The organism is Nonomuraea roseola (genome assembly GCF_039535395.1).
In the GTDB taxonomy this organism is placed as follows: domain Bacteria; phylum Actinomycetota; class Actinomycetes; order Streptosporangiales; family Streptosporangiaceae; genus Nonomuraea; species Nonomuraea roseola.
Genome location: NZ_BAAAXC010000005.1, coordinates 574,601 through 598,697, shown reverse-complemented (window position 1 = coordinate 598,697; position 24,097 = coordinate 574,601). Strand labels below are relative to the sequence as shown.

General features: G+C 70.3%; 23 protein-coding genes. 8 read left to right on the top strand and 15 right to left on the bottom strand.

Features of this window, described 5'->3' with window-relative positions:
- Window positions 1-207: 207 nt before the first annotated feature.
- Window positions 208-849 carry a TetR/AcrR family transcriptional regulator gene (locus ABFX55_RS04750; RefSeq protein WP_346117959.1) on the bottom strand — a complete coding sequence of 214 codons (642 nt, stop codon included), beginning with the start codon at window positions 847-849 and terminating at the stop codon, window positions 208-210.
- Window positions 850-969: 120 nt separating this feature from the next.
- On the opposite strand from ABFX55_RS04750, the gene ABFX55_RS04745 reads away from it, so the two are divergent.
- From ABFX55_RS04745 to ABFX55_RS04735, 3 genes are read left to right on the top strand one after another with little or no spacing between them, the layout of a single operon-like run.
- A complete protein-coding gene (locus tag ABFX55_RS04745; RefSeq protein ID WP_346117957.1) occupies window positions 970-2,319 on the top strand; it encodes a DHA2 family efflux MFS transporter permease subunit in 1,350 nt (449 codons plus the stop codon).
- Entirely contained in the window at window positions 2,316-3,095 is a 780-nt protein-coding gene (locus ABFX55_RS04740) for an SDR family NAD(P)-dependent oxidoreductase (RefSeq protein ID WP_346117956.1), read from the top strand. The genes ABFX55_RS04745 and ABFX55_RS04740 overlap by 4 nt, the downstream gene beginning before the upstream one ends.
- Before the next feature lie 4 nt (window positions 3,096-3,099).
- The gene (locus ABFX55_RS04735) at window positions 3,100-4,239 is read left to right on the top strand and encodes a GDSL-type esterase/lipase family protein (RefSeq protein WP_346117954.1); all 1,140 of its coding nucleotides are present in this window, start codon (window positions 3,100-3,102) and stop codon (window positions 4,237-4,239) included.
- A gap of 352 nt (window positions 4,240-4,591) precedes the next feature.
- On the opposite strand, the gene ABFX55_RS04730 is transcribed toward ABFX55_RS04735, so the two are convergent.
- Window positions 4,592-5,209 carry an HAD-IA family hydrolase gene (locus tag ABFX55_RS04730; RefSeq protein WP_346117952.1) on the bottom strand — a complete coding sequence of 206 codons (618 nt, stop codon included), beginning with the start codon at window positions 5,207-5,209 and terminating at the stop codon, window positions 4,592-4,594.
- 85 nt (window positions 5,210-5,294) lie between these two features.
- Between ABFX55_RS04730 and ABFX55_RS04725 the strand changes: the two genes are divergently transcribed.
- On the top strand, window positions 5,295-5,876 hold the full coding sequence (locus tag ABFX55_RS04725; protein WP_346117950.1) for a helix-turn-helix domain-containing protein: 582 nt from the start codon (window positions 5,295-5,297) through the stop codon (window positions 5,874-5,876).
- A gap of 26 nt (window positions 5,877-5,902) precedes the next feature.
- On the opposite strand, the gene ABFX55_RS04720 is transcribed toward ABFX55_RS04725, so the two are convergent.
- The 5 genes from ABFX55_RS04720 to ABFX55_RS04700 all read right to left on the bottom strand — a co-directional run bounded on the left by ABFX55_RS04720 (window position 5,903) and on the right by ABFX55_RS04700 (window position 9,899).
- Window positions 5,903-7,147: a hypothetical protein gene (locus ABFX55_RS04720; RefSeq protein WP_346117948.1), complete on the bottom strand. Its 1,245-nt coding sequence runs from the start codon at window positions 7,145-7,147 to the stop codon at window positions 5,903-5,905.
- Complete coding sequence (locus tag ABFX55_RS04715; RefSeq protein ID WP_346117946.1) at window positions 7,144-7,665, bottom strand: SigE family RNA polymerase sigma factor; 522 nt, start codon at window positions 7,663-7,665, stop codon at window positions 7,144-7,146. Before ABFX55_RS04715 ends, ABFX55_RS04720 begins: the two co-directional genes overlap by 4 nt.
- A 176-nt stretch (window positions 7,666-7,841) precedes the next feature.
- Window positions 7,842-8,303: a GbsR/MarR family transcriptional regulator gene (locus tag ABFX55_RS04710; RefSeq protein ID WP_346117945.1), complete on the bottom strand. Its 462-nt coding sequence runs from the start codon at window positions 8,301-8,303 to the stop codon at window positions 7,842-7,844.
- Window positions 8,300-9,118, bottom strand: coding sequence for an alpha/beta fold hydrolase (locus ABFX55_RS04705; RefSeq protein WP_346117943.1), 819 nt, complete (start codon window positions 9,116-9,118; stop codon window positions 8,300-8,302). The genes ABFX55_RS04710 and ABFX55_RS04705 overlap by 4 nt, the downstream gene beginning before the upstream one ends.
- Window positions 9,119-9,218: 100 nt before the next feature.
- On the bottom strand, window positions 9,219-9,899 hold the full coding sequence (locus ABFX55_RS04700; RefSeq protein ID WP_346117941.1) for a GAP family protein: 681 nt from the start codon (window positions 9,897-9,899) through the stop codon (window positions 9,219-9,221).
- 82 nt (window positions 9,900-9,981) lie between these two features.
- Between ABFX55_RS04700 and ABFX55_RS04695 the strand changes: the two genes are divergently transcribed.
- A complete protein-coding gene (locus tag ABFX55_RS04695) occupies window positions 9,982-10,662 on the top strand; it encodes a TetR/AcrR family transcriptional regulator (RefSeq protein ID WP_346117940.1) in 681 nt (226 codons plus the stop codon).
- Between the two features lie 299 nt (window positions 10,663-10,961).
- Here the strand turns inward: ABFX55_RS04695 and ABFX55_RS04690 are convergent, their stop codons facing one another.
- On the bottom strand, window positions 10,962-12,173 hold the full coding sequence (locus ABFX55_RS04690) for a serine hydrolase domain-containing protein (protein ID WP_346117938.1): 1,212 nt from the start codon (window positions 12,171-12,173) through the stop codon (window positions 10,962-10,964).
- A gap of 451 nt (window positions 12,174-12,624) precedes the next feature.
- On the opposite strand from ABFX55_RS04690, the gene ABFX55_RS04685 reads away from it, so the two are divergent.
- The gene (locus tag ABFX55_RS04685; protein WP_346117936.1) at window positions 12,625-13,443 is read left to right on the top strand and encodes a GNAT family N-acetyltransferase; all 819 of its coding nucleotides are present in this window, start codon (window positions 12,625-12,627) and stop codon (window positions 13,441-13,443) included.
- A 58-nt stretch (window positions 13,444-13,501) separates the two neighbouring features.
- Entirely contained in the window at window positions 13,502-13,993 is a 492-nt protein-coding gene (locus tag ABFX55_RS04680) for an aldo/keto reductase (RefSeq protein WP_346117934.1), read from the top strand.
- Window positions 13,994-14,130: 137 nt separating this feature from the next.
- On the opposite strand, the gene ABFX55_RS04675 is transcribed toward ABFX55_RS04680, so the two are convergent.
- The 3 genes from ABFX55_RS04675 to ABFX55_RS04665 all read right to left on the bottom strand — a co-directional run bounded on the left by ABFX55_RS04675 (window position 14,131) and on the right by ABFX55_RS04665 (window position 17,153).
- On the bottom strand, window positions 14,131-14,820 hold the full coding sequence (locus tag ABFX55_RS04675) for an alpha/beta fold hydrolase (protein WP_346117932.1): 690 nt from the start codon (window positions 14,818-14,820) through the stop codon (window positions 14,131-14,133).
- Between the two features lie 433 nt (window positions 14,821-15,253).
- Window positions 15,254-16,558 carry a CU044_5270 family protein gene (locus ABFX55_RS04670; RefSeq protein WP_346117930.1) on the bottom strand — a complete coding sequence of 435 codons (1,305 nt, stop codon included), beginning with the start codon at window positions 16,556-16,558 and terminating at the stop codon, window positions 15,254-15,256.
- Entirely contained in the window at window positions 16,539-17,153 is a 615-nt protein-coding gene (locus tag ABFX55_RS04665; protein ID WP_346117928.1) for an RNA polymerase sigma factor, read from the bottom strand. The genes ABFX55_RS04670 and ABFX55_RS04665 overlap by 20 nt, the downstream gene beginning before the upstream one ends.
- Before the next feature lie 436 nt (window positions 17,154-17,589).
- Between ABFX55_RS04665 and ABFX55_RS04660 the strand changes: the two genes are divergently transcribed.
- On the top strand, window positions 17,590-18,204 hold the full coding sequence (locus ABFX55_RS04660) for a recombinase family protein (protein ID WP_346117926.1): 615 nt from the start codon (window positions 17,590-17,592) through the stop codon (window positions 18,202-18,204).
- Here ABFX55_RS04660 and ABFX55_RS04655 read toward each other — a convergent pair.
- Genes ABFX55_RS04655 through ABFX55_RS04640 form a run of 4 tightly spaced genes read right to left on the bottom strand, consistent with a single transcriptional unit; the run spans window position 18,164 to window position 24,095 of the window.
- A complete protein-coding gene (locus ABFX55_RS04655) occupies window positions 18,164-20,539 on the bottom strand; it encodes a penicillin acylase family protein (protein ID WP_346117924.1) in 2,376 nt (791 codons plus the stop codon). The genes ABFX55_RS04660 and ABFX55_RS04655 overlap by 41 nt on opposite strands.
- Before the next feature lie 9 nt (window positions 20,540-20,548).
- Window positions 20,549-22,864 carry an FtsX-like permease family protein gene (locus ABFX55_RS04650; RefSeq protein WP_346117922.1) on the bottom strand — a complete coding sequence of 772 codons (2,316 nt, stop codon included), beginning with the start codon at window positions 22,862-22,864 and terminating at the stop codon, window positions 20,549-20,551.
- Window positions 22,861-23,571 carry an ABC transporter ATP-binding protein gene (locus ABFX55_RS04645; protein ID WP_346117920.1) on the bottom strand — a complete coding sequence of 237 codons (711 nt, stop codon included), beginning with the start codon at window positions 23,569-23,571 and terminating at the stop codon, window positions 22,861-22,863. Before ABFX55_RS04645 ends, ABFX55_RS04650 begins: the two co-directional genes overlap by 4 nt.
- Window positions 23,568-24,095 (bottom strand): PadR family transcriptional regulator, encoded by a 528-nt coding sequence (locus ABFX55_RS04640; protein WP_346117918.1) that lies wholly within the window; start codon window positions 24,093-24,095, stop codon window positions 23,568-23,570. The genes ABFX55_RS04645 and ABFX55_RS04640 overlap by 4 nt, the downstream gene beginning before the upstream one ends.
- Window positions 24,096-24,097: the final 2 nt, after the last annotated feature.

The following is a 24,097-nucleotide window of genomic DNA, read 5'->3' as shown; positions in this document are numbered from 1 at the left end:
GGCTCAGCTGAGGGGAACCAGTTCCAGCGCGCCGGTGAGCTTGGCCACGAACCGGGACATCTGCGGGTCGAACTCGCTTCCCTGGAGCTATCGCAGATAAGCATGGGGAGTCGCCGGTGCCGGGACGGGTGTTCTCCCAGGACGGCACCCACGCTTATCGCAGATAATGGCTCATTATCCGCGGAGTCCGGTCACAGCCCTGCGACTCTAGGAGGCGAGGGTTTGCCGGTCAGAGGGGGCGTAAGCCTGGAGGAAGGTGTCGACGGCGACCCGGGCCACCTCCCGCAGCTCATCGTCGCCGAGGAGCCGGGTGCCCATGCGGGAGCGCGCCTCCAGGGGGCCGACGAGCAGGGCGAGTAGCTGCTCGGCCGCCAGCTCGGGGTCGGTGGCGCGCAGGCGGCCGGCCAGGATGAGGCGGGCAAGCCGGTCGGCCAGCGCCTGGGTGAGTCGGTGCGGACCGGACTCGTTGACGACGTCGAGGATGTCGGGGAAGCGGATGATCTCCGAGTAGAGGAGCCGTCGCAGCGCGCAGGAGTGCTCGTCGCAGTGCAGGCGCAGCAGTTCGTGGCCGACGCCCTCGAGGGTGGCGCGCAGGTTGTCGCCCGGTTCGACGAGCGGCTCCAGCGCGGCCAGGCGCTGCTGCAGGGCGGCCTGCGCCGCGTCCTGGACAGCGTGCCTGAACAGGGTGGCCTTGTCGGTGAGGTGGTTGTAGACCGTCGGCTTGGCCACACCCGCCTCGTCGGCGATCTCCTGGACGCAGGCCTGGGCGTAGCCCTGCCGGGCGAACACGGCGAACGCGCCCCGCAGGATCGCCTGCCGCTTGTCGATCCGTCCGCGCGATGTGGTCATGGACTGACTATACCCATGGGTTCATAACGGTGGACCATTAGGTTGCATGCATACGCATTGGATAACTATGTTGAACCCGTGAGTTCAATAGACGATCGTTTGGATCCTCGGCTCCTGGCGATGATCGCCGTGATCCTGCTCGGCGGACTGCTGGGCATTCTCAACAGCACGATGGCGGCCGTGGCCACCGACACCCTGGCCACCGCCTTCGACACCTCGCTCGGCACCGTCGGCTGGGCCTCGACAGGATTCCTGCTCGCCGTCACCGCCACCATCCCGTTCACCACGTGGGCGGTCGACAGGTTCGGCGGCAAACGGCTCTGGCTGGCGGGCCTGGTGGTGTTCATGGCCGGCTCGCTGGCAGCGGGGCTGGCGTGGAACGTCGGCAGCCTGATCGCCTTCCGGGCCCTCCAAGGCGTCGGTGCCGGGATCCTGGACCCGCTGGTGCTGATCCTGCTGGCCCGCGCCGCAGGACCACGACACGCCGGACGGGTGATGGGGTTGATGGGAGTGGTGCTGTCGCTGGGGCCCGTCCTCGGGCCGGTTGCGGGCGGCGCCGTGCTGAGCACCCTGAACTGGCGCTGGATGTTCCTGCTCAGCGTGCCGGTCGGCATGCTCGCCTACCTGCTCGCGCGGCGCGCGGTGCCCGACGAGGCGCCTGCGGACCACGTGCGGACCCGGCTGGACGTCCTGGGCCTGGCCCTGCTCGCGCCCGGTTTCGCGGCTCTGGTGCTGGCCGTGTCGCAATCGGCCGAGCAGGGCGGGCAGGTCGCCCTCCCACTGATCGCAGGCGCGGCACTGATCACCGGCTATGCCGTGCACGCGCTGCGGACCCGCCGCACACCGCCCCTGATCGAGCCCAGGCTGTTCGCCAGCCGCGGCTTCGTCGCCAGCGTCACCATCATGGGGCTCGGCGGCCTGGCCAACTTCGCCACACTGTTCGCCCTGCCCTTGTACTACCAGCAGGCACACGGGCACGACGTGCTGACCGCCGGGCTGCTGATGGCTCCCGCGGGCCTGGGCGGGGCGATCGCCATGCCGCTGGCCGGACGGCTGTCGGACCGGTTCGGCGCCCGCGGCCTGGCCACGGCGGGCGCGATCCTGGCCGGGCTCAGCGCGCTGGCCTTCACCCGCATCGGTGCCGGCACCGCCGAGGTCTGGCCAGTGCTTGCCGCGCTGGCGATCGGGCTCGGCATGGGCTGCTTCAGCGCCCCGACCATGGGGTCGCTCTACCGCAGCCTGCCCGGCCCGCTGGTGGCGCAGGGCAGCTCGGTCCTTTACATGCTCAACCAGCTCGGCGCCGCACTGGGCGTCGCCATGGTCACGCTCGTCCTGCAGATCGCCGGTGACCCGATCACCGGCTTCCACGGCATCTTCTGGCTCGCCCTCGCCATGATCGCGATCATTCTCGCCGTCATCCCGCTCCTGCCCTCTCGTGAACCCGCTCTGACCGGAAAGGCATCCCTGTGAAGACCCTCGTGATCACCGGTGGCACCGACGGGATGGGCAGAGAGCTCGCCCGCACCTACCTGCGCCGCGGCGACACCGTCGTCATCGTCGGACGTGACAAGGACAAAGCCCTCCCCGGCACCCATCTCATCGCGGCTGACCTGAGCCTGGTCAGCGAGAACCGGCGCGTCATCGACGAGATCAACGCCGCCTACCCGGCCGTCGACGCACTCGTGCTGTGCGCCCGATACTTCCGCTCAGCCCGGTTCGTCACCGCCGAGGGATTCGAGGCCACCTTCGCACTGGAGTACCTGAGCCGCCACCTGCTCAGCCACGGCCTGACCGACCCCGAGGTCATCATCAACGTGTCCGGACCCGGTGTCCCGATCGGCCGCATCCACTGGGACGACCCGATGCTGCAGCGGGGCTACGACGGGGTGGAGGCTCAGATGCAGGCCGGACGCGCCAACGACCTGCTCGGCACCGCCTTCACCGCCGAACGGGCGTCCAGCCGTACCCGATATGTCCTGATCAACCCCGGGCCCGTGTCCACCGCGTTCCGCGGCGAGTACGACGCCGCCACCGCCGCCCACGTCGAGTCGCTCAAGAGGTACGGCGCGCCCGTCGCCGAAGGCGTCAAACCCATCATCGCCCTCCTCGACGACTCACCCGCCGCCCCGCTCAGCGCCTTCATGCAGACCAAGCCGATCAGCCTGGACCACCCGTCCTTCTCCCCAGAGGCCGCCACGCGTCTCAGCGACCTCACCCGCCACCTGCTGAGCTCCCTGGAGGGATGAACACGTGACCACCACATGGACGGCGGCCTTCAGATCCGCCCCGGTCAGCGCGCATGAGTCGATGACCCTCATCCACCCCTCACGCGCCTTCCGCGATCAGACGCTCCGTCAGATCGTGCGCGTGCACGGAGCCGGTGATCGTCTGCGGGTACGACTCAGCAACCAGTACGGCAAGCAACCCCTCACCATCGCCCGCACCCACGTGGCCGCGCACGACACCCGATCCTCGATCACCCCTGGCACCGACATCGCGGTCACCTTCGCAGGGACAGCGCAGGTGACGATCGAGGCCGGCGCTGAAGTTGTGAGCGATCCCGTCGACTTCGCCGCCGCAGGCAAGACCGACCTGGTGGTCAGCACCTATCACGCCTCAGATGCCGGGCTGGCCACCTACCATCCGTTCGCACTGCAGACCGGGTACGTGGTGGCCGGGGACGCCGTCTCCCGGACCCACCTGACGGGCGCCGAAGAGGTGGAACCCCGTTTCTACCTGAGCGGCATCGACATCGAGGCTCCCGAAGGACGCCAGGTGGTCGCGGCCTTCGGCGACTCTCTTACCGACGGGGTGGGCACCGCCCACGGCGCCCACCACCGCTATCCCGACCTCTTGGCCGGCAAGCTCGACGACACCTTCGTGCTCAACCTCGGCATCGCCGGCAACAGGCTGCTCAGTGACGTCTTCGGCGAACGTGGCATCGCCCGCTTCGAGCGCGACGTGCTCGCCGCGCCGGGAGTGACACATGTCGTCGTGCAACTCGGCATCAATGACATCGGCATGCCGGGCATGCTGGGCCTGCCCGCGGTGTCGGCGGGCGAGCTCATCGCCGGGCTGACCTCGATCAACGACCAAGCCGGGCGAGCGGGACTGACGACGATCGTCGCGACCGTGTCCCCCTTCGGGGGAGCCGACGGCGTCAGTCCCGGATTCGACACCTCCGACGGGGAACGGACACGCCAGCTGGTCAACGAGTGGATCCGCGCCCACTGCGACACCGTCGCAGACCTGGATCACGCGCTGCATGACCCAGCCGCGCCGACTGTCCTGCGGCCCGCCTACGACTCTGGCGATCACATCCATCCCAACGACGCGGGAGCCGAGGCCATGGCCGACATGCTCGCCAGAGTCATCACCACGTCCGCCTGAACGCAGCGATCGGGCGGGTGTCGGCAGCCGCCGACACCCGCCCGACAGCTGCCCAGCCTGCTGGACGAGGGCCACCTGGTCATGGCCTCGGTCCACAAAGAGATCCACCGCCCCGACCAGCCCGCCCCTGGCCCGGGGCGGGCACCTGGTCCTGCTCACCGGCCACGACGACGACACGCTGCACTTTCACAACCCCTCCGGCCACGCCACCCCAGCCCGGCGTGCGGCCCTGCCCATTACGGCGTTCGAGACCTTCTTCGACAACCGCGGCATCAGGATCCGCACATCCCTGGGACAGAACACCTGGGGCCCGGTGACGTGCGCCGTCAAGGGCCCCTCGTGCTCGCCTCCGTCAGAGCACGCCGACCACCAGGACGTCCCCCTCGAGGGAGAAGCGAAGGTGGCTCAGGTCCGGCACGTGCGCGACGGTGAGGTCACGACGGCCCTCGAGGGCGGGGCCGACGCCCACGCAGTCCATGCCTGCGGCCCCCGCGGCCCTGGCGCCGGCCTCGGCGTCCTCCACGACCAGGCAGTGCCGCGCGCCGCGGCCGAGCAGTCGCGCGGCCCACTGGTAGCCGGTCGGGTCGGGCTTGCCCACCGGCACGTCCTCCGCGGCGAGCAGGTGCGTAGGCGCGGGGAGCCCCGCCGCGCGCAGGCGCGCGGCGGCGACCGCACGCGTGCCCGAGGTCACCACGGCCCACAGCGTGGACGGCAGCGCGGCCAGCAGATCAGCGGCGCCGGGCAGCCCTCGTAGTCCCGCCGTGTCGCGCTCCTCCGTGGCCACGATGCGCGCGGTCTCGGCCTCGGCGTCCAGGTGCGGCGCCAGCAGCCGGATCAGGTCGATGTCGCGGCGGCCGTGCGACAGCGCCACCGCCTCGTCGCCGTTCAGGCCGTGCTCGGCCGCCCATTCCCGCAGGATGCGCTCGATCACGCCCAGCGAGTCGACCAGCACGCCGTCCAGATCGAACAAGATCGCTTCATACTTCCCTGACCACTTCATGCTGATCACACTATTATGGACGTCAATATCAACATTTTGGCATTGGGTAGGGATCGTGGACATCGTCGAAGAGGTCGGCCAGACCCTGGCCGCCAACCTGCGCGCCGCCCGCGGCCTGCGCGGCTGGCGGCTGGACGACCTGGCCGCGGCCAGCGGCGTGAGCCGCGGGATGATCCACCAGATCGAAACCGCTCGCACGCACCCCAGCGTGGCGACCCTGGCCCGGCTGTGCCACGCCCTGAAGATCCCGATCAGTGAGCTGGTGGAGACGCCCACGCAGCTCGGGTCGCTCGCCCGCCGCGCCGACGCCCTCGTCTCCCTGCACGGCCGCAGCACCACCGCGCTCCTGGTCGGCGACGGCCGCCACGAGCTGTGGGAGCACACGCTTGCCCCCGGCGACGCGATCCACGACACCGGGCACCCAGCCGGCACCAAAGAGCTCATCCACGTCACCGAGGGCGTCCTCCAGGTCGACATCGGCGGCGCCACCTTCGTCGTCCCCGCCCTCGACGCCCTCTCCCTGCGCGGTGACCGGCCCCACACCTATCGCGCCGCCGAGGACCGGACGACGCGCTACACCGTCGTGGTGATCTACATCGGCGCACACGACGGCCGCTATCCCAGAACAGCGCAGTGAACGCCTTCAGGGTGGGGGTGGGCGCCTCAGCGGCGGGCGAAGAGCGGCTCCCACGAGCCGGGTTTCTGGCTGTTCTCCCGGAACCCGGTGAGTGGCACCGCCTGCCTGCCGTCGACGCTCACCAGCAGCAGGCGGTTGCGGAACTCGCTTACCTCGCAACCGGCCGAGCCCTTGAGCTCGCACGCCCACGTGATCAGGTGGTCGTCACCGGACCAGGCGATGGCCTGCTCGATCCAGTGCCCCGCGACGGGCTTGAGGGGAGTGATCACGCCGGAGGACGTGTCCCGTACCGCCGCGATCGCGCTCCTGTCAGGGCTGTGGATGGCCGAGAAACGGCCACTGGGCGAGAGCCCGGCCTCCTGACCGGTGTCGGCCGGGTTCGGCGGGGTGGCGTGCGGTCTGCCCTCCAGGTCGTAGAACCGCCTGGGGGGCGGCGACGACTCGCTGTCGGTGTCCCAGTCCCAGATCAGGGTTCCGTCGTCGCTCCAGTGCAGGTCCACGCTCCGGCCCCAGGCGTCGCCGCCGGCCGGGAGCGGGCGGAATGACGCTTGACCGCCGGCCACGTCGACGACGGAGAAGCCGGTGCGCGTGACGGGGACGACCTCTCTCGACGAGCCGTCCTCGTCGAACACGCCTTGCTCGTTGGGGTTGGCGGTGTAGCTGACGAGCAGCAGCTTCCCGCCGTCGGGAGACCACTTGAGCTGGGAGGCGGGCTGCTCGAGGTCGATCCACCGCACCTGGCCCCCCGGCCCCAGCAGGCCGACCCGGCGGGCCTGGGGCTCCTCCAGCACCGCGACGTGTCCGCCCGCCGCCACGTCGACGGCGGCCCACGGGGTCTTCTCGTAGGTCGCGGTGCCGGGGTTGTAGAGGTACCAGGTCTGCTTGAGAATCTGCCGCGTGTCCGAGATCTTCTCGTAGTCCCAGGTGTAGTAGGCGTACATGGCCATCTTCTCGGTCGCCACCAGCTTGGTGGGCGGCGTGGCGTCCGGGTCGGCCGACACCTCCGGAGGTCCCGTCAGGGAGATCGCGGGATCGTCGGCGAGCTTCCCCTCGGCGAGGATGACACCGGACTCGCCACCGCTGCCCTGCACCAGGGCCGGCACGGTGAGAGCGGCCGCCACGACGGTCGCGGTGGCCCCTGCCATCACCGCGAACGCCTTGACCCTGTTCCGCCTGCGCCTGCGGAGCGCCCGATCGGCGAGCCCCTGCGGCACCGTGGCCTCCTCGGCCCACCGGCCGAGGGTGTCCTTCACGACATCGTCGATCTTCACGCCATCGCCTCCCCAACGATCTTGTACGGCTCGGCCAGCTCCGGCGCCAGGACCCGGAGCCTGGCCAGCGAACGATGGGTGGTGCTGCGCACGGTGCCCACGGAGCAGCCCAGAACCGCCGCGACCTCGGCCTCCGGCAGATCCTCGAAGTAGCGCAGGACCAGCACCGCCCGCTGCCTGGGCGCCAGCTTGGCCAGCGCGCGCCGGACGACGATGCCCACCTCGACGGCGTGCGTCGCGTCCTGGACGGTCCACTCCGGTGGCTCGGCGACCGTGGTCTCCCGGCGGAACGCCCCCCGACGCCACCAGGAGATCTGCTGGCGGTACATCACCTGGCGCACGTACGCCTCGGGCGCGTCCACGGCGTGCCACCTGGCGACCGTTTTGGCCAGCGCGGTCTGGAGCAGGTCCTCGGCCGCGTGCTGGTCACCGCCGGCCAGCAGGAACGCCAGGCGCATCAACGCGGGGGACCGCGCCGAAACGAAGTCGCGGAAACGTCGCTCTTCTGCGGCGTCCACGATCACCTCCACAGTTCGGTTGTCGCCCTTGAGACGCTCCCGGAGGGATGACGCTATGCCTCGGCCCCGACCTTTCCACCGGATCGTCGCCACCGCGGCCCTCTCGGAGACGGGATGCGCGTCACCGCCGAATCGAGGAGCAGGTTCGGCTGGTCCGTGGCCCGGGCGCTGCGTCGTCAGGTCCTGGTGGGCCCGGTTCGCTGCCCGCGGTATCTGGTGAGCATCTGGCTTCCGACGTCGACATAGCTGGTGAACAATCCGATCACCTCGTCGAGTCGCTCCTGTGCAGGGCCGGGATTCACCAGCGCCTCACCCTCGCGCAGGGCGGCTATCAAGGTTCTGGCCCGCACCTGGCTGGCCTCCAGCAGCGACTCGATTCCTCCAGTGGCTTCGACCAGGAGCCGCCGACTGCCGGGCTGTGGGATCACCTTGGCCAGTCCCCAGGAATCCAACTGCCGTACCGCGGTGCTCACCGCCCCCTTACTCAGGGCGAGCTCGGCAGCGATCGTGTCGAGAGAGAGCGGCTTCTCGCTGAGGAGCAGCAGCCCGTAGGTACGCCCGGTCGCGTGAGGGAGGTTCCATGAGGCCAGCAGGTCACCCACCGAGGTGATGAACGTCTGCCGCCCGTCCGCGCTCATCGCTGTGCCTGGTTCGGTGCCGGGATCGTGCGCAGGAACGCGTCGATCGCCTCATTGACCGCCTGAGGGTTGTCCTGGTTGGCGATATGGCCTGCGCCGGGGATGACGACCTCCTCGATGCCTTCGGTCTCGGCCCATCGGGGCATGGCCGAGGCGATGTTGCCGGTGCGGTCGTGCGCGCCACGTATCAGGCACAGGGGCACCGGTGTGCGATAGCCGGGGTCGGGGGAGAGGAATGCGACGGTTGCCCGCCACACCTGGACGAACTCCTTCTTCGGCAACTGGCCGAAGGCTCGTCGGGCATCGGCCTGCGCGTCCTGGGTGATCGCGGAGGCTTTGGCCATCAGCCGCGGAAGGACCCTGGCCGGCATCGTCGACAGCATCGGCGCGGCCGCCTTCACCAGCAGGCGCTCCTTCCAGGACAACGGTGCGGTGTTCGGCGTCGCGCCGATGACGATCAGGGCGCGGGCGAGGTCGGGATGCCGCTGGACGACGGCTTGGCTGAGGTTGCCGCCGAGGGACTGTCCCACGAGCACCGGCCGGTCCAGCGCCAGGTGCTCGATCAAGGCGCGCAGGTCAGCGATCGCCTGCTCGGCGGTGAACCGGACACCGGCCGACCGCGAGAGGCCGTGGCCGCGCATGTCCCAGGTGACGACGCGATATCCCCGGGCATGCAGGTAGTCCCGTTGGGCGTCGAACATCACGTGGTCGGCCCCGGCCCCGTGGGAGAACACCAGCGGGATGCCGTCGCTGCCGCTGTCGGCGTAGCGCAGGTCGCAGCCGCGGAGAGAGAGCGTGGACGATAGATTCACCATGTTCTAAATATAGTGAACAAGCACCTCCTCGGTCGTCGGAGGCCGGGCGGTACGGCTGCACGTGTGTGATCAGCACCAGCCACAGTCGGTCACGTCCCAGCTATCCCCACGGAGTGACGACGGAGACCTCCGTGAACAGCGTGTCCACCGCCTCCAGGAGAATCAGGCATCCTGCTATCCAGACGATCCAGCTCGCCACTGCGCGGGATCCGGAGGAGAGCTTGTCCTGCCACCGTTCGAACCGTTCACGCAGCCGTTCGCCCAGGGCGGCCCAGGCGACAAGGAGCAGGATGCCTGGGATCACCATGATGGTCACGTACACGCCGAGGAGCGGCGACCACTGGACGGCAGGCAGGTCGGCAGAGGTCATGATGCCGATCGCGCCGAAGTACGGCACGGCGGTGGCGAACTCGAACAGCCAGGTCCCCAGCCCTAACAGCAGCATCGATCGCATGGTGAAGGACCGAGCCCGGATGGACGCACGTTCGGGGTTCTTGTCGGGGATGAAGTAGCTCCCCACGATGAGCGCGGCGCCGAGGACGGCCTGGCCCCAGGCCCACACGGTGTCATCGACACGTGGCGCGACAGCGCCCAGGCCGACCATGAGCAGTACGCCCAAGGCGAAGTAAGCGATCGCGACCGATCCGAGGTAGACGCCAAGCAGCGCGCCCATGCGATGCGGCCTGGTCAGCAGCAGATAGAGCGTTATCCCGATCACGGTGGGGCTCAGCGTGTCGAGCAGGGCCAGTCCGAGCACCGCCCCGATCGTCTCGATCGACAAGACTGTCTCCCTTCGGGAGCCGACAAGCCGTAATAACACGTCCGTGTCAGTTAAAATATCACAGGCGTGTTAGCATGGGGAGGTGCCACGACTCGTTGATCACGACCGGCGACGGGCCGAGCTCGGCGAGGCTGCCATCCGGGTGATCCTGCGCGAAGGCCTTGCCGGCGTGACCGTCCGTGGAGTCGCCACCGAAGCCGGCTGGTCCACCGGGTCTCTGCGGCATTACTTCCGCAATCAGCACGAGTTGCAGGCCTACGTCGTACAGGCCACCACCGACACCCTCCGTCGAAGGGTCCTCCCACGCGTCCAGCGGCCCCGCGCTGCGAGTTCGGTGGTCGAAGGGATCGCCACGATCGTGGAGGAGATGCTGCCGCTCGATGCCGACCGGCGTGAGGAGTACGCGCTGTGGTCAGCGGTCGTGGCATGGGAGCGTCAACACCCTCCGGAGGGAGGCTCTGTGACGTGGAACGACCAACGAGCGGTGTACCGGCAATGCATCGCCGCCCTCTGTGCATACGAGCCGGTCCGCGAACCGGGCCAGGCCACGCTTCCGCACCCTGATGCCCAGGTCGAGCTCTGGGCGGCGCTCCTGCACACATTCGTCGACGGACTCGCCGCCCAGATCATGAACACGCCCGGCGAAGTGTCCGCCGACACTGCCGCACAACTGCTGCGTTCACTTTTGCAAGCCGTACCTCATGCACGGCCAGATCAGGGTGCGCACCGACCGCGAGCGGAAAGCGCAACGCAGGTTCACTGACGGCTGTTCCGACCCGTCGACCCCGAACGCCGCGCCCGATCCAGGCCCGCATGATTGCGGCTGCCGGCCAGTGCCCGCGAATTTCGGCTTCGCACCCGGACGGCATGCCGCCCGGGTGCGCGCGTAGCGGGTCGGCTCCGCCGGCGAGCAGGGACGCGGTGAAGTCGCTGGACGTGGTGGTCGTGGGGGGTGCCGGTTCGCCAACGCGTCATGGGCCGCCACACCTGAAGGCTGACCTTCTGTCATGCCGCAGAGACCTCAACCGCAAGGCCCGTCGGAGGGCCGGGCTGATCTGAGCGTCAGTCGGTCGGTGAGGTGCCGCAGAGTGCGTTGTCGATCAGGCGGGCAGTGGCTTGGCCCTGCTCTCGTGTGCCGGGGTAGGTGGTGCGTGAGACGATCACGCTGGTGCGGCCGTCCTGTGTGACAGCGTTGTCGGTGATGAACCCGGGTGTGCCGCCGGGGTGCGACCAGGCCGTGACCCCGCAACTCAGTTGCTGCTTGGCCATGCCCAGGCCGAACTCCCTGCCGGGCGCGCCGATGGGAATCGTGGTCGTCATCTTCTTCAGCTGTTGCGGCGCCAGTAGCTTCCCGCCCAGCAGCGCACGCCAGAACCTGCTCAGGTCGCCGGTGGTGGTGATGGCCTCGCCCGCCGCGCCGGCCCAGCCGAGACTGAGCAGGGTGGCGCGGAACGGCCGGGAGGTCTTGGCGTCCTGGGTGTAGCTCTGCACGTGGGGCTTGGGCAGGAGCGGGGAGTCGCCGGGCAACGTCGTGTTCCGCAGCCGCAGCGGCGTGATGATCCGGCGCTTCACCTCCTTGCGCCAGGAGTTCCCGGTGGCCCGCTCGATGACCAGCCCGGCCAAGAGGTAGTTGATGTTCGAATAGCTCCAGCGGGAGCCGGGAGCGAACAGCGGGCGGTGGCCGGCGCTGAGAGCCACCAGCCGCCGCGGGTTCATGCGCAGGAACCGGTAGGTGCGGTAGCCCTGCTCGGTGTGCATCTTCTTCTCGATGTCGCCCACGGAGTCATAGAGGCCGCTGGTGTGCTGGAGCAGGTGTCTGATGGTGATCGCGCGCCCGTCGTTGCCGTTGCCGCGCACCAGCCCGGGAAGCCATCGTTCGACGCTGTCGTCAAGGGACAGGCGGCCCTCCGCCTCCAACTGCAGGATCACAGCGGCGACGAAGGTCTTGGTGTTGCTGCCCATCCGGAAGTGCCCGTCGAGCGGGATCGGCACGTTGCGGCCCAGCACCGCCGTACCGCTCGCCGCGGCCAGGTCACCGCCGGGTGAGACCACCCGCGCCTGCACTCCCAGCGTGCCGGCGTCGCGGATCGCATCCAGATCCGCCTGCAAGGCCACCCGATCGTATCCGGGCGACGATGCGTGAGCCGGACCCACCGCCGGCGCACCGACGGACGCGGCCACGGCCGCTGACGCCACGACCGCATGGAAACGACGCCAGCCCACACTCTTCATAATCATTCTTTGCCTCCCGGCAGATTCGATGCTGCCCACCATGGGTGTCTGGTGGAGTAGCCGGTCAGGGCGCGGATCACGATGTCCTTCGGCGGACGGACTGGAATACGAACGTCTGCCGGGCGCTCCCGCCCGATATCCACTCCATCACTGCGAGAGGCGGCAAACCTCCTGGCAACGGATGATCCGGATCGGGGCCCTGGATCCTTCCCTTCGGCCCACGACCAGGACCCTGGTCCTGGTCCGGATACGGCTCCGCTGACTGCCGCAGCCGGTGCTGCAACCCGGTGGCGGCGCTCAACCGCCTCCAGCGTCACCGGGCCGTGATCGCGAGATACGCGACAAGCTCGCCGTCCGCTACGAGGGAACCGTGCTGGTCGCAGTCCTCAACGAGATGCTGTGACGCCCGCTCGACGCGGCACCACGGTCGTGTGGCGGCCAAGAGTCCGGGCAGTGCTGTGCGCTCGTGATGGGATCAACCCTCGTGAACCCGATGAAGACCCCTTTCCGCGATGTGAGTGATCTGCTGGTCAGGATGGAGCAGAACCTGGCCGAGCATGCCTGCCATCTGCACCGCCAGGTCAAAGGCGCGACCGTCTTGGAGATCGACGACCTCCTGGTCGCCGACAGCGGTCTCGACGACGACACGTTCAACATCGTCGCGGCGGCCCGCTTCACCTCCGACACCGCCGAGGAACGGATCACCGAGACGATTCGGACGCTGGCCGTCACCGGCCGTCCCTTCTCCTGGTGGGTGGGCCCTGCCTCCACGCCGGATGACCTGACCGCCCGCCTTTCGGCGGCCGGTCTGCCGGCCACCGAACATGAGACGGCCATGTGGGCCGATCTGGAGGACCCCATGCCCCAGCCGTCCGCGGACGGACTGGATATCCGCCCGGTGACCACACCCGAACAGCTCTCCGACTACGCCACGGTCATCGCCGCCAACTGGGACCCGCCCGCCGGAACCGTGCGCCGTTTCTTCGACCGGGCCGCCCCCCAGGCGCTGGCCGCCGACTCCCCGGCCCGCTACCTGGTTGGCTACGTGGAGAACCGCCCGGTCTGCTCGGCCGAGGTGTTCCTCCACGCGGACGTGGCCGGGCTCTACAACATCTGTACCCTGGCCACCCACCGCCGACGCGGCTACGGAGGCGCCATCACGCTCGCCGCCCTGCACACCGCCCGCCACCACCACCGCATCGCGGTCCTCCAGGCATCCACGGACGGCGAGCCCGTCTACCGCCGTCTGGGCTTCCGCTCCTGCGGCCAGTTCACCGAATACGCCGTGACCCCTGTGAACCGCCCCAGTTGACCATCGGGCGCCCCCGACATCCGCAAAGTTCACGAGGCGGACCGGCGTCAGGTGCCGAGTGCGGTGCGCGGTGTGCCGGCCGTCAGTCGGGTGTCTCGGTCGACTCGGCCGACTCGGCGTCGTTGGTCGACGCGTAGTCTGGACCCGCGACGTCGAGGCCGAGATCCTCCCGCTGCTGCGCGAGCTCGGCATCGGGTTCGTGCCCTACTCCCCGCTCGGCCATGGCCTGCTGACCGGCCGGATCCGCACCGTGGAGGACTTCGCCGATGACGACTGGCGCAAGACCAACCCGCGGTTCACCGGCGAGAACTTCCAGCGCAACCTGCGCATCGTCGACGAGGTGCAGGCCATCGGCGCCGAGATCGGAGCCACCCCGGCACAGACCGCGCTGGCGTGGCTGCTGACCCCGCGGCGACGACATCGCCCCGATCCCCGGAACGCGGCGGGTCTCGCGCGTCGAAGAGAACACCGCCGCCGCCGGCATCGAACTCAGCGCCGCTCAGCTCGACCGCTTGAACAACCTCACGCCGGCCGCGGGCGAGCGCCATGACGAGGCGAACATGGCCAGCATCGACCGGTGACTGTCGGCGCCGCTGCAGATCTACTGCGCCTTCGGCGGCTGGTAGCACGTTCGTCAACGGCGCCCCGTGTTCGGCGTCGATGGCGTGGGGGAGTGGGGCCCATCCGTCACCGGCGGCTGGTCGCGTACCTCACCAGCAGATCTGCCAGTTCCTTCGGACGGCTGAGCGCGACGCAGTGCGCGGCCGCGATCTCGTCCGGGACGATGTTGAGACGCTCAGATACCAGCCGGCGGAAGAAGGCGGGCGGGAAGAAGCGATCCTGGTCGCACAGCACGAAATGCGTCGGGACGTCTGGCCATGCCTTGAGTGGCCACGGCGAGTTCATGGCGGCCTCGGACGGGTGCGCACGCTCCTTGCTCAGCGCCTGCTCGGCCAGTTCGCGCGGCACGTCGTGGTAGAAGCTGACGTACGGGTCTTCGTTGCCGGTCGCGCCGCCGTCACGGGCGGCCTGCTCCCGTACGGCTTCGCGGTAGCCGGTGTTGGACCACCAGTCCCGGGGGGCCTCGCCAGGGGAAGGGATCATGCCGGCGACCAGGACCAGGACATCGGCCCGGAGCCGGTCGGCGACCAGGGGTGCGGTGAATCCGCCGAACGACTGTGCCACGACGGCAAGATCCTTGCGGTCGCCGACGGCGTCGACCACGGCATCGGCGTAGTCGGTCAGGGTCGCGGAGTCGTCGTCGCCCGGAAGGTCGGGGGCGACGGTGTCGTGCCCGCGGGTGCGCAGCTCGGCTTCCACCAGATGCCAGTACCAGCCGACATCACCTGCGCCATGGATCAGAACGAACGTACTCATGGGTGGCGTTCCTTGGTCTCGGGGGTGGACCTGCAACGGAACCGTTTCGTACGGTAAGCGCCTTCCCGCAGGCGGACCCTGGCCTCTTGATCACGATGCACAGGGCGCAGTCGCCGTGGTTAGGAACAAGTTCATGAACGCTGTGTAACGGTCTCATCGCTTATTGGTTGGGCTGTACGGGTTTGATCCTACGGTGCGGCCATCACCGACGCTGTGCGGTGGCTGCGCGAGCGAGATGTGCTGCTGCCGGGGGTGTCGCGCCTGGCGCGAGATTCCGGAGGGCAACGGGGGAGCGCGCGGGGAGATCGTGCGCATCGAGGACATCGCGGTCTTGGTGACCAGCGGTTAAGCCTTCGGCCGGGACCGCGCTGCGGATCTCGTGTCCTGGTCGCTTTCGCCAGCGCTCGGCTGACCGCTCGAGGAGTGTCCTGGATCAGTCGGCTGCGTCCTCGGGGCCACGCCCGTTCGCGGGCAGGTCGGGCTTCTCCTCGGTCCAGCGAGTCTCTTTGACCACTTCGTAGGAGAAGCCGGCCGCACCCTGCCTCGACGGGCCCGGTGCGTTGGTGTGTTCCAGCGCTAGTGGCAGCCCGGTTTCGGCGTCCACCACGAGCCGGTCCACGCCCTCCGACTGGCCTGTGTCGGTTGTGCGCGGGATGCTGACGGCCCGGCCGCGGCGGCCGAGCGGGTCGGTGACCTCGCCGACGGCCGTCACGCCGGGCAGGGACGCGATCATCCGGTACGCGGCGGCCCGCACCTTCGGCGACACCGGGAAGCGCATGATGATGTGCACACCCATGTCGTAGAGCCGCAGGTCGGCGTCCTGGCCTTGGCTCAGGGGCGGTACGCTGCCGTCCGCGGCGCGCTTCTTGATGACCGACTCCAGGTAGTCCCGGAGCCCTTCAGGGGTCGCCGGCAGCTTGCCCAGCCGGTCCGGGGTCATCGGCTCGCCGTTGGTCAGCATGCCCAGTGACCCGCCCGCGTCCTCCCTCCGTGCCTCGCGCGGGCCCGCAGCGGCGGTGACCGTCTGGCTCTCCGTCACGAAGGACCTACCGCCCTCGGTGATGCGCCTCCCCGGGTACGTCCAGGTCTTCGGTGAGCCGTCGGCGCGCCATGCCTCCTTGTCCTCCGGGGTGGCGGGTTTGGCCCCGAGGAACTGAGTGATCAGCCAGGTGGGCTTGCCCGCCTCCGGGGACGCCCACAGCTCCTCGGAGTAAGCCTGCTCCAGCAGGTACTTTCCGTTCGGGGCGGGCAACGTGCTGCCGCTGACGACACGGTTCACCCAGTAGTCGCCGTTCGCAGAAGTCTTCGCAACCGACGTCGCGGCGGCAAGCAGGATCTGCCGGGCCGACGGCTTCGCGTCGGGCCGTGCAGACGAGCCGGTGGACGCGTCCGCCGAGGGCGGCTGGGCGAGGGTGGTGGAGTCCGGGCCGCCCGGGGCCGTGCCCGACGTAATCACCACGATGACGGCGGACGCCGCGCCGAGCAGCCCCACACCGAGCGCCGTCCACCTAGCCGTGCGCAGCGCCCCGCGGCGGCGCCCCGCCTCGGCTGACGCCCGGCGCGAGCGAGGGGAGGTCTGCGTGGCCATGTGAAGGTTCACCTGAGGGTTCGGGGTGGTCGTCTGGGCGGTGAAGGAGGCGACGAGCCGGGCACGGCCCTCGGCGGTCACCTGCGGGGAGGGCGGGGGCGCGGAGAGCAGGTCCCGCACCGCGTTCAGGTCATCCATCTGCGTCTCCAAAGTCTTCGTGCATCGGGTTGACGCCGCCGAGGGCACCGCGAAGCTTCCTGCGGGCGCGGTTGAGCCGGGATCCGACGGTGCCCGGGGGGATGTCGAGGGCCTGGGCGATCTCCTCGTAGCCGAGCCCGGCCAGGGCCGTGAGGATCAGTACGTCGCGGTCAGCCTCGGAAAGCGCCGCCAGCGCGGACGCGAGCTGGCCCTGCACGCCGGCGGCAGCCAGGCGCTGGGCCACGAGATCCTCGTGGCCGGGGTCCGTCACGCGCTCGACCGGCGTCCGCTGCAGGGCCTGCAGGCGGCGGGTCTCGCTTCTGCGGTGCTGGGCGACCAGGTTGGTCGCGATCCCGTAGAGCCAGGCCCGTACCTGGCCGCGCGCGCTGTCGAAGCTCTCCCGCTTGCGGAACGCCACAAGGAACGTCTCTGCGGCGAGATCGTCTGCGACCTGCGTCCCCAGCCGCCCGGCTACATACCGGTAAATTTCAGGGAAATAGCAATCGTAGAGAACCGCGAACCGGTCGGGGAAACGGCGAGACTGCTCGACGAGCGTGGCGTCGTCAACCTCTTGCGGGGGGTGGGAGACCCTCGGCCAGGCCGTCATGCGCCCGCCCGTCGGCCGGCTACGGGGGTATGTTCACTGTGGTTCACACCATTACTCCGCCGTACCCCGGATTCCTCTTCACGAGCGCCCGACGCACCCTCCTCGGTGAGCGCCTCGGAGGTGTGGACCGGGGGACGTGGCTGAACACCCGGGGGGAAGTTGCCGACCATGCGGCCCAGCCACAGGTCGTACTCCAGGGTTGAGGAACCGGCAGACAGCCGCTATCGCCGAGAAGGATCATGGCAGGTAGTCGTCGTTCTCTCTCCTGCGGAGAGCCCGCTCGGCTGAAGGATGGTTGTGAAACTGCCCCTCGGATCTTATACCGGCCTGTTTCATAGGCACTCTCAGCGTCCCGACGCCTCCAGTCCGCAAGCCGGGATCGGCCTGGGCCGAGCTGCCCCGCCCGGCGGCGGCCGGCGCCGCACCGGCCGGGCACGTGCGGATCGGCTATGCCCGCGCCTCCACGATCCGCCAGTCTCTGGACACCCAGCTTGACTCCCTCAAGACCGCAGGCGTCACCCGGATCTTCTCCGAGAAGATCTCCACCCGCGCCACGAGCCGTCCCGAACTCGAACGGACCGTCGCCCTGGCCCGCGAACTGCGCGCCTCGGGCGTCGCGGTCACCCTCGTGGTCCACGAGCACAAACGGCTCGGCCGCGGCATCGAACTCGCGGCGCTGGCCGAACAGCTCAAGGCCGGCGATATCGGCCTGGAGTTCCTCACCGGTGAACTGCAGGGATCGCACGACCCGTCCGGGATCGTGTTCACCGGGCTGGCCGCCCTGTCCGGGATGGAACGCGAATACATCCGCGACCGCACCCTGGAAGGCCACGAATCCGCCCGCACCCGCGGCAAAACCATCGGCGGCGCCGCCGTCACCGACGACGCCATGCTGTCGATGGCCCGCCCGGTGATGGACGGCGTCGGTTCGATCGGTGTCAGCGTCGAGAGCTCCGCCCCGCCTGACGGTCGGCATCGCGCTCACCGGGGGGTGCCGGTGAGCGCGTTCGCTACCGCAACGACGTCGTCGCCAGCCGCGGATACGCCGTGATCTCCGCCTCCGTGAACCGCTCGGTCACCCACTGACCGCGCGAGAACAGCTCGGTCTGGTCGGCGTGATGCGGCGAGGCCGAGTTGGCCGACAGCGAGTACGTCAGCATGGTGCGGGTGCGCGGCCCGGCCGGCGTCAGCTCCACGGCCATCAGGAAGCTGGAGCCGGTGTTGACGTCCGGATAGCGGCCTTCCTTGTCGAGCGGGCCGCCGGTGCGGATCCGGTCGAAGCAGCCCTCACCCTCGGTGCAGCCCGGCACCGGGACGGCGCCGTACCGCTGGGCCTGCCCCGGCGTGAGCGTCAGCGCGATGTCGTTGGCCGTGAAGAATCGCACGGCGTCGGCCAGCGCGGTCGCCACCACCGGGTTGGCGATGTCGAGCCCGCGGGGCGTGGTGAGCGGGTGTTCTGGATCGAACGGCACCTTCCACCAGCTCTTCGGCGGGACGACCGCGCCGTCGGGCCGTCTGTGCGGGCGGTTCAGGTTAAGGAAGAACTCGCGCCACAGGATCGCGCCACGGCTGCCGAGGCGGGCACGCCCGTCCCAGGCCGCCAGCGTGGCGCAGGCCCGGCGGACGTCGATCTTCTCGCCATCGCTCGCCGTCATGAAAGGCTTGGCCCGGCACAGCACGCGCAGACCCGGGCGGAGCAGTTCGGCGCCCAGGTTGCGCTTGCCGGTGGCCGTCTGCTGGAGGGTCTCCAGCGTGAAGCCGGGGGCGCCGAGCCCGTCGTCGCCCGACAGCCGCTGGGCGATCATGTCGAGGCCGACCCTGGTGCGCAGGTCCCGTTCCGTACGGGCGTCGCCGTAGATGCGCGGATAGTCCGTGAGCGGGGCCTTCGGGTTGGTCAGCCAGGGGCTGGCGTTGGCGTTGGTCACGTAGTCGGCGCGGGTCAGCCGGGGCTGGGCGGCGGGGCCGAAGATGCCCGGCTCGACCGCGTCCGCGTCCTTGCCCCACAGGCAGGCCGACGTGGAGCCGTCCAGGACGAGCATCTCGGGGTCGTCCTTGGCGCGGCAGCGCGCCGCCTGCTCGTCGGTGACGTGCGGGACTACCGAGGCGTCGGCGAAGTACGCCTCGCCGCCGGCGTCCGCGGCGAGCGTGTAGACGAAGGGCATGCCCTGGTAGGTGTCCTGCGCGCGGCGCAGCGCGGCCAGGTCGCGGGCGGCGCCCATGGCCAGCCACTCGTCGGCGAAGCGCAGGTTGGCGGCGTTGACGTCGGCCAGGGCGATCGCCGTCTTCTCCGTCCAGCCGGTGGCCAGCACTGGGCCGTAGCGAGAGGTGTACAGGGTGGTGGTGACGGCTCGGGTCGCGCCCTTGGCGTCCGAGACGGTGACCGACACCTCCTGCCGGCCCATCGGCTCGGGCCGGCCGTCCACCAGGTACGAGGTGCGCTGGCCCGGCACCAGCTTGAGTTGGTACAGGGTGAAGCGCTGGGCGTGGGAGACAGTGTGCGTCCAGGCCACGCCGGCGTTGTGGCCGATCTCGACCATGGGGGTGCCGTACAGGCTGCCGCCCGACACGTCGAGCACGCCCGGGATGGTCAGGTGGACCTGGTAGAAGCGGCGGCTGCCGTTCCAAGGGAAGTGGGGGTCGGCCAGCAGCATGCCGTGGCCGTCGCGGGTGGCCTCGAGCCCGATGGCGTAGGCGTTGCTGCCGGGGGCGCTCACCGTCTTCGACGGGACCTTCCTGTGTGGCTGGTTCGTCTCCTTCTTGCCCTCTTGCTCCTCCGCCTGCCCCGAGGCGGCGATGGCCTCCTTGAACGAGGAGCTGCCGCCCAGGCGGCCGAGGTCGAGCAGGTTCGTCCAGACGTCCGTGGCGGTGATGGGGCCGACCCACTCCTTGCCCCGGCAGGCCGGGTCGGGCAGCTTGGCCACGCCCGTGTCGCTCAGGTAGCGGTTGAACCCGGCGACGTAGCCGTCCACGAGCGCGCGCAGCTCGGTGCTGGGGCCGTGGGGCGCGGGGCGGGCGAGCACCCGGCGCAGCACGCCCGACGCCTGGACGCTCTTGTAGTACACGTCACTGGCCAGGTTGGAGACCGGGTCGATGGCGTCGTCCGACATCGCTTCCGCGCCGAAGTAGCGCGACCGCTCGCCGCGCAAGGTGAGCACCCACGAGGCCATGACGCACAGGTTGTCCTGCGCGAAGGCGTAGCCGTAGCCGTAGCCGAGGCCGCCGTGGTCTTTGGCGGAGATGTGCGGGATGCCGTACTCGGTGCGCCTGATGTCGGCGGCGTAGTGGCCTTCGGCGGCTCGCGCCGGCGCGGGCGCCGCCACGAGGAGGGCGCCGACCAGGGCCGCCACGAGCGGTGCGGCCAGCCGCCGGACAAGTGTCATGATCATCGAGGGTCCCTATTCGAAGCGGGCATTGTCAGGCGCGGTCACGCGTCTGAGCAGTGGCAGGCCGGCGAGGATCACCAGGAGGGCGGTCAGCAGCCCGCCGCCGACGGTCAGGAAGTAGGCGGGGCCTGGCAGCGCCGCCGGCGCGCTCCTGATGGCCAACTGGTCGATCACCGGCTCGGCCACGCCGAAGCCCGCGGCCGCCGCCACCAGGGCGGCCAGCACCACCGGGGCAGCCGTCTCCAGCAGCACCACCCTGGACAGGGTCCGGGTCGGTGTGCCGCACAGCCGCAGCAGCGTGAACGGCTGCCTGCGCTCCACCACGCCGCCGGCGACCGCCACCAGCAGGCCGCAGCCCGCCACCAGCAGGGTCAGCGCGACGATGGCCAGCGCGACGCGTTCCACCTGGTCCAGCAGGACCGCGCGGGCCTGGGCCACCTCGGCGAACGTCTGCGGCATCTCGGCGCTGCCGGAGCGGGCGACGTACGGCGTGAGCAGGGAACGGATCTGCTCACGGACGGCCGGGTCGTCCGTGCGGATCAGTATCGCCGCCAGGGGCAGGCCGGCTGAGGCGGTCTGGTCGTCCTTTCCTGAGTCGCCGGAGCTACTGGCTGGGGGAGGGTTGGCCGCGTCCACGATCGGCAGGTTGCGGTCGACGGAGAGCATGTTGTCGCTGGTCAGCAGCCGATTGAAGTCGGCTGTCGCCGCTGGGGTGCCCGGGGCGCACCGGCCGAGCGCAGGGAAGCTGGTCAGGGCGTCGCATTCGACCACGTGGCCGAGCAGGAAGTCGAGCCGGCAGCCGGGGCCCGGGTCGCACGGCGGAGGCCCTCCGGGCGAGGCCGGTGTGTCGGCCCTGCGGTACACCGGCAGTACGGTGACGCCGGGATGGGCGCGTACCTTGGCGATCAGCTCGGACGCTGTGCCAGGCGGCAGAGGCAGGCCTTCGGCGGCCCCGCCGTACCCGAACGACGCCCGCATGACCTCGTTCAGCGTGCCGCCGCCCGCCGCCTTCTGGCCCGAGACGACGGCGGGGACGATGCCGGCGACGGCCGTGCCGATGAAGACCGCCAGCACGATCCCGTTCACCGACCGGAAGGCGCTCTTCGGGTCGGCCGCCAGCCGCTGCGCGGCCAGCAGCGTCGCCGCGCCGGACGTGACTCGGGCGGCCAGCCGCGCGGCCAGCATCGTCAGCCACGGCCCGGCCACCACGAGACCGACCATGATCAGCGCCAGGCCGACGTCGACGAGCACCGCGTTCGGGTCATTGCCGCCCGCGAACACCGGGCCCGCGAACAATCCCAGCCCCGCCAGGAGCGGGAGCACCCGCCACCAACCCGGAGCGGAGGCCCGCACCTTGCGTGCCGCGCCGAGCGGCGTGATCCGCACCCGGCGCAGCGACCACAGGGCGGCGCCGGCGGCGGCGAGCGGCACGCCCGCGACCACGGCGGCGTACTGCAGCGCGGTGGGCGCGACCATGTCAGGGAAGAAGCGGGAGCCGGTGATGGCGACGCCTGCCAGCGCGGGCCGCAGCGCCTGGAAGACCGCGATGCCGGCGAGCGCGCCCAGCAGCGCGCCGAGCGCCGCGTCCACCGAGGCGATCGCGCTGATCTGGCGCGCGGTGGCGCCCGCCAGCCTGATCGCCGCGAAGCGCGCCTCGCGGCGGGCGGCGGCCAGGCGCGTGGCCGTGCCGACGAGGACGAGCAGCGGGAAGATCAGGCCGATGGCGGCGATGCCGAAGCCGTGCTCGTAGAGGGCCGTGGTGTCGTCCCCGACCGGGCTGGTGGCGACGGCGTCGACCGCCACGGTGCCGGCCATGGCGGCCAGCCCGTCGGGGGTCTGGCCGACGACGACGACCAGGTCATCAGGGCCGGACAGCGCCGCCCGTCCGATCAGGCCTGCGCGGGTGCCGGGGAAGCGGTCGGCGAGCTGCTCGCGCGGCACGGCGTCCATCAGCTCGGCGAGCGCGGGCGAGACGTAGTACCGCCCCGCGCCGGGCAGAGCGGGCACGCCGGGCATGGTCGGCGCGGGTGTTCTCGCATCCAGGACGGCGACGTCGAGCCGCTTGATGGGGCGGCCCGCGTAGGAGTCCTGGCGATAGTTCCACAGCACGGCGCCCGGGGTGGCGCCCAGCGCCCAGCCGCCCGGCGCGGAGCCGGTCGTGCACTCCCAGCATGGGCGGCCCGCGGTGACCTGGAAGGCGTTGAACAGCGCCACCGTGGACAGCAGCACCGTCACCCCCATCGCGACGGCCGTGGTGACGAGCGCCAGCCGGACGGCCGCCTCCCGGCCGCCGCGCAGCGACAGCCGCAGGCCCAGCCAGAGCGTCATCGGACGGCCTCGCTGGCGTAGGGGTCGGTGACCTTGCCGTCGCGCACCATGACCTCCCGGTCGGCGCAGGCGGCGACGCGGGCGTCGTGGGTGACCACGATCACGGTCGTGCCCTCCTGGCGGGCCAGGCTGACGAGCAGTTCCATGACCTTCTCGCCGGTGAGCGAGTCGAGCGCGCCGGTGGGCTCGTCCGCGAAGATCACCTTGGGCCGTGTCACCAGCGCCCTGGCGATCGCCACCCGCTGCGCCTGCCCTCCGGACAGCTCGCCGGTGCGCCGCTCGCCCAACTCGTCCAGCTCCAGCCGCTCCAGCCAGCCGCCGGCCCGCTGGTAGGCCTGCTTGCGCCTGGCCTTGCCGAGCAGCAGCGGCAGGGCGACGTTGTCGGCCACCGTGAGCTCCGGCACCAGCTGGCCGAACTGGAAGACGAAGCCGAACGTGGTGCGGCGCAGCTCGGACCGCCTGGCGTCGCTCAGGAGGTCCAGCCGCCGCCCGTCGAACCAGACCTCACCGGCGTCGGGGGTGAAGATGCCCGCCAGGCAGTGCAGCAGCGTGGACTTGCCGGAGCCGCTCGGGCCCATGATCGCTAAAATCTCTCCCGCCGTCACGGACAGGCTGGCCTCGCGCAGCGCCTGCGTCCGGCCGTAAGAGCGGTCGATGGAACGGGCCTCCAGCAGCGGGCCCGGCGCTGGAAGGGCGTCGACGGTCATGCGCGGCGCACCATTTCCGACAGCGCGCCCAGCCGGGCCGTGGTCACATCGATCCAGCGCAGGTCGGCCTCCAGATGGAACAGGGCGTGGTCGGCCAGCAGGGCGTCCACGAGGGCGCCGCTGCGTTTGATCTCTGACAGCTCGCGCATGCGCCGCATGTGCGTGGCGCGCTGGGTGTCGAGGTAGCTCTGCGCATCGTGGCCAAGCATCAGCGCCAGCACGACCTTCGTGAACAGCACCGTCTGCAGGAACGGCTCCGCCGCTACCGGCTCGGCCAGCCACACCTCCACCTCCTGCTTGCCGAGCGGGGTGATGGCGTAGCGCTTGCGGTCAGGGCCGTCGCCTGGCTCGCTCTGACCGGCCGTGACCTTGCCGTCCCTGGCCAGGCGGCCGAGCGTCGAATAGACCTGTCCGAAGGGGAGCGGCTTGCCCCTGCCGAAGTAGGTGTCGTAGCCGCGCTTCAGGTCGTATCCGTAGCTGGGCTCGCGGTCCAGCAGGCCCAGGAGGGCCAAGGGGACTGTCATGG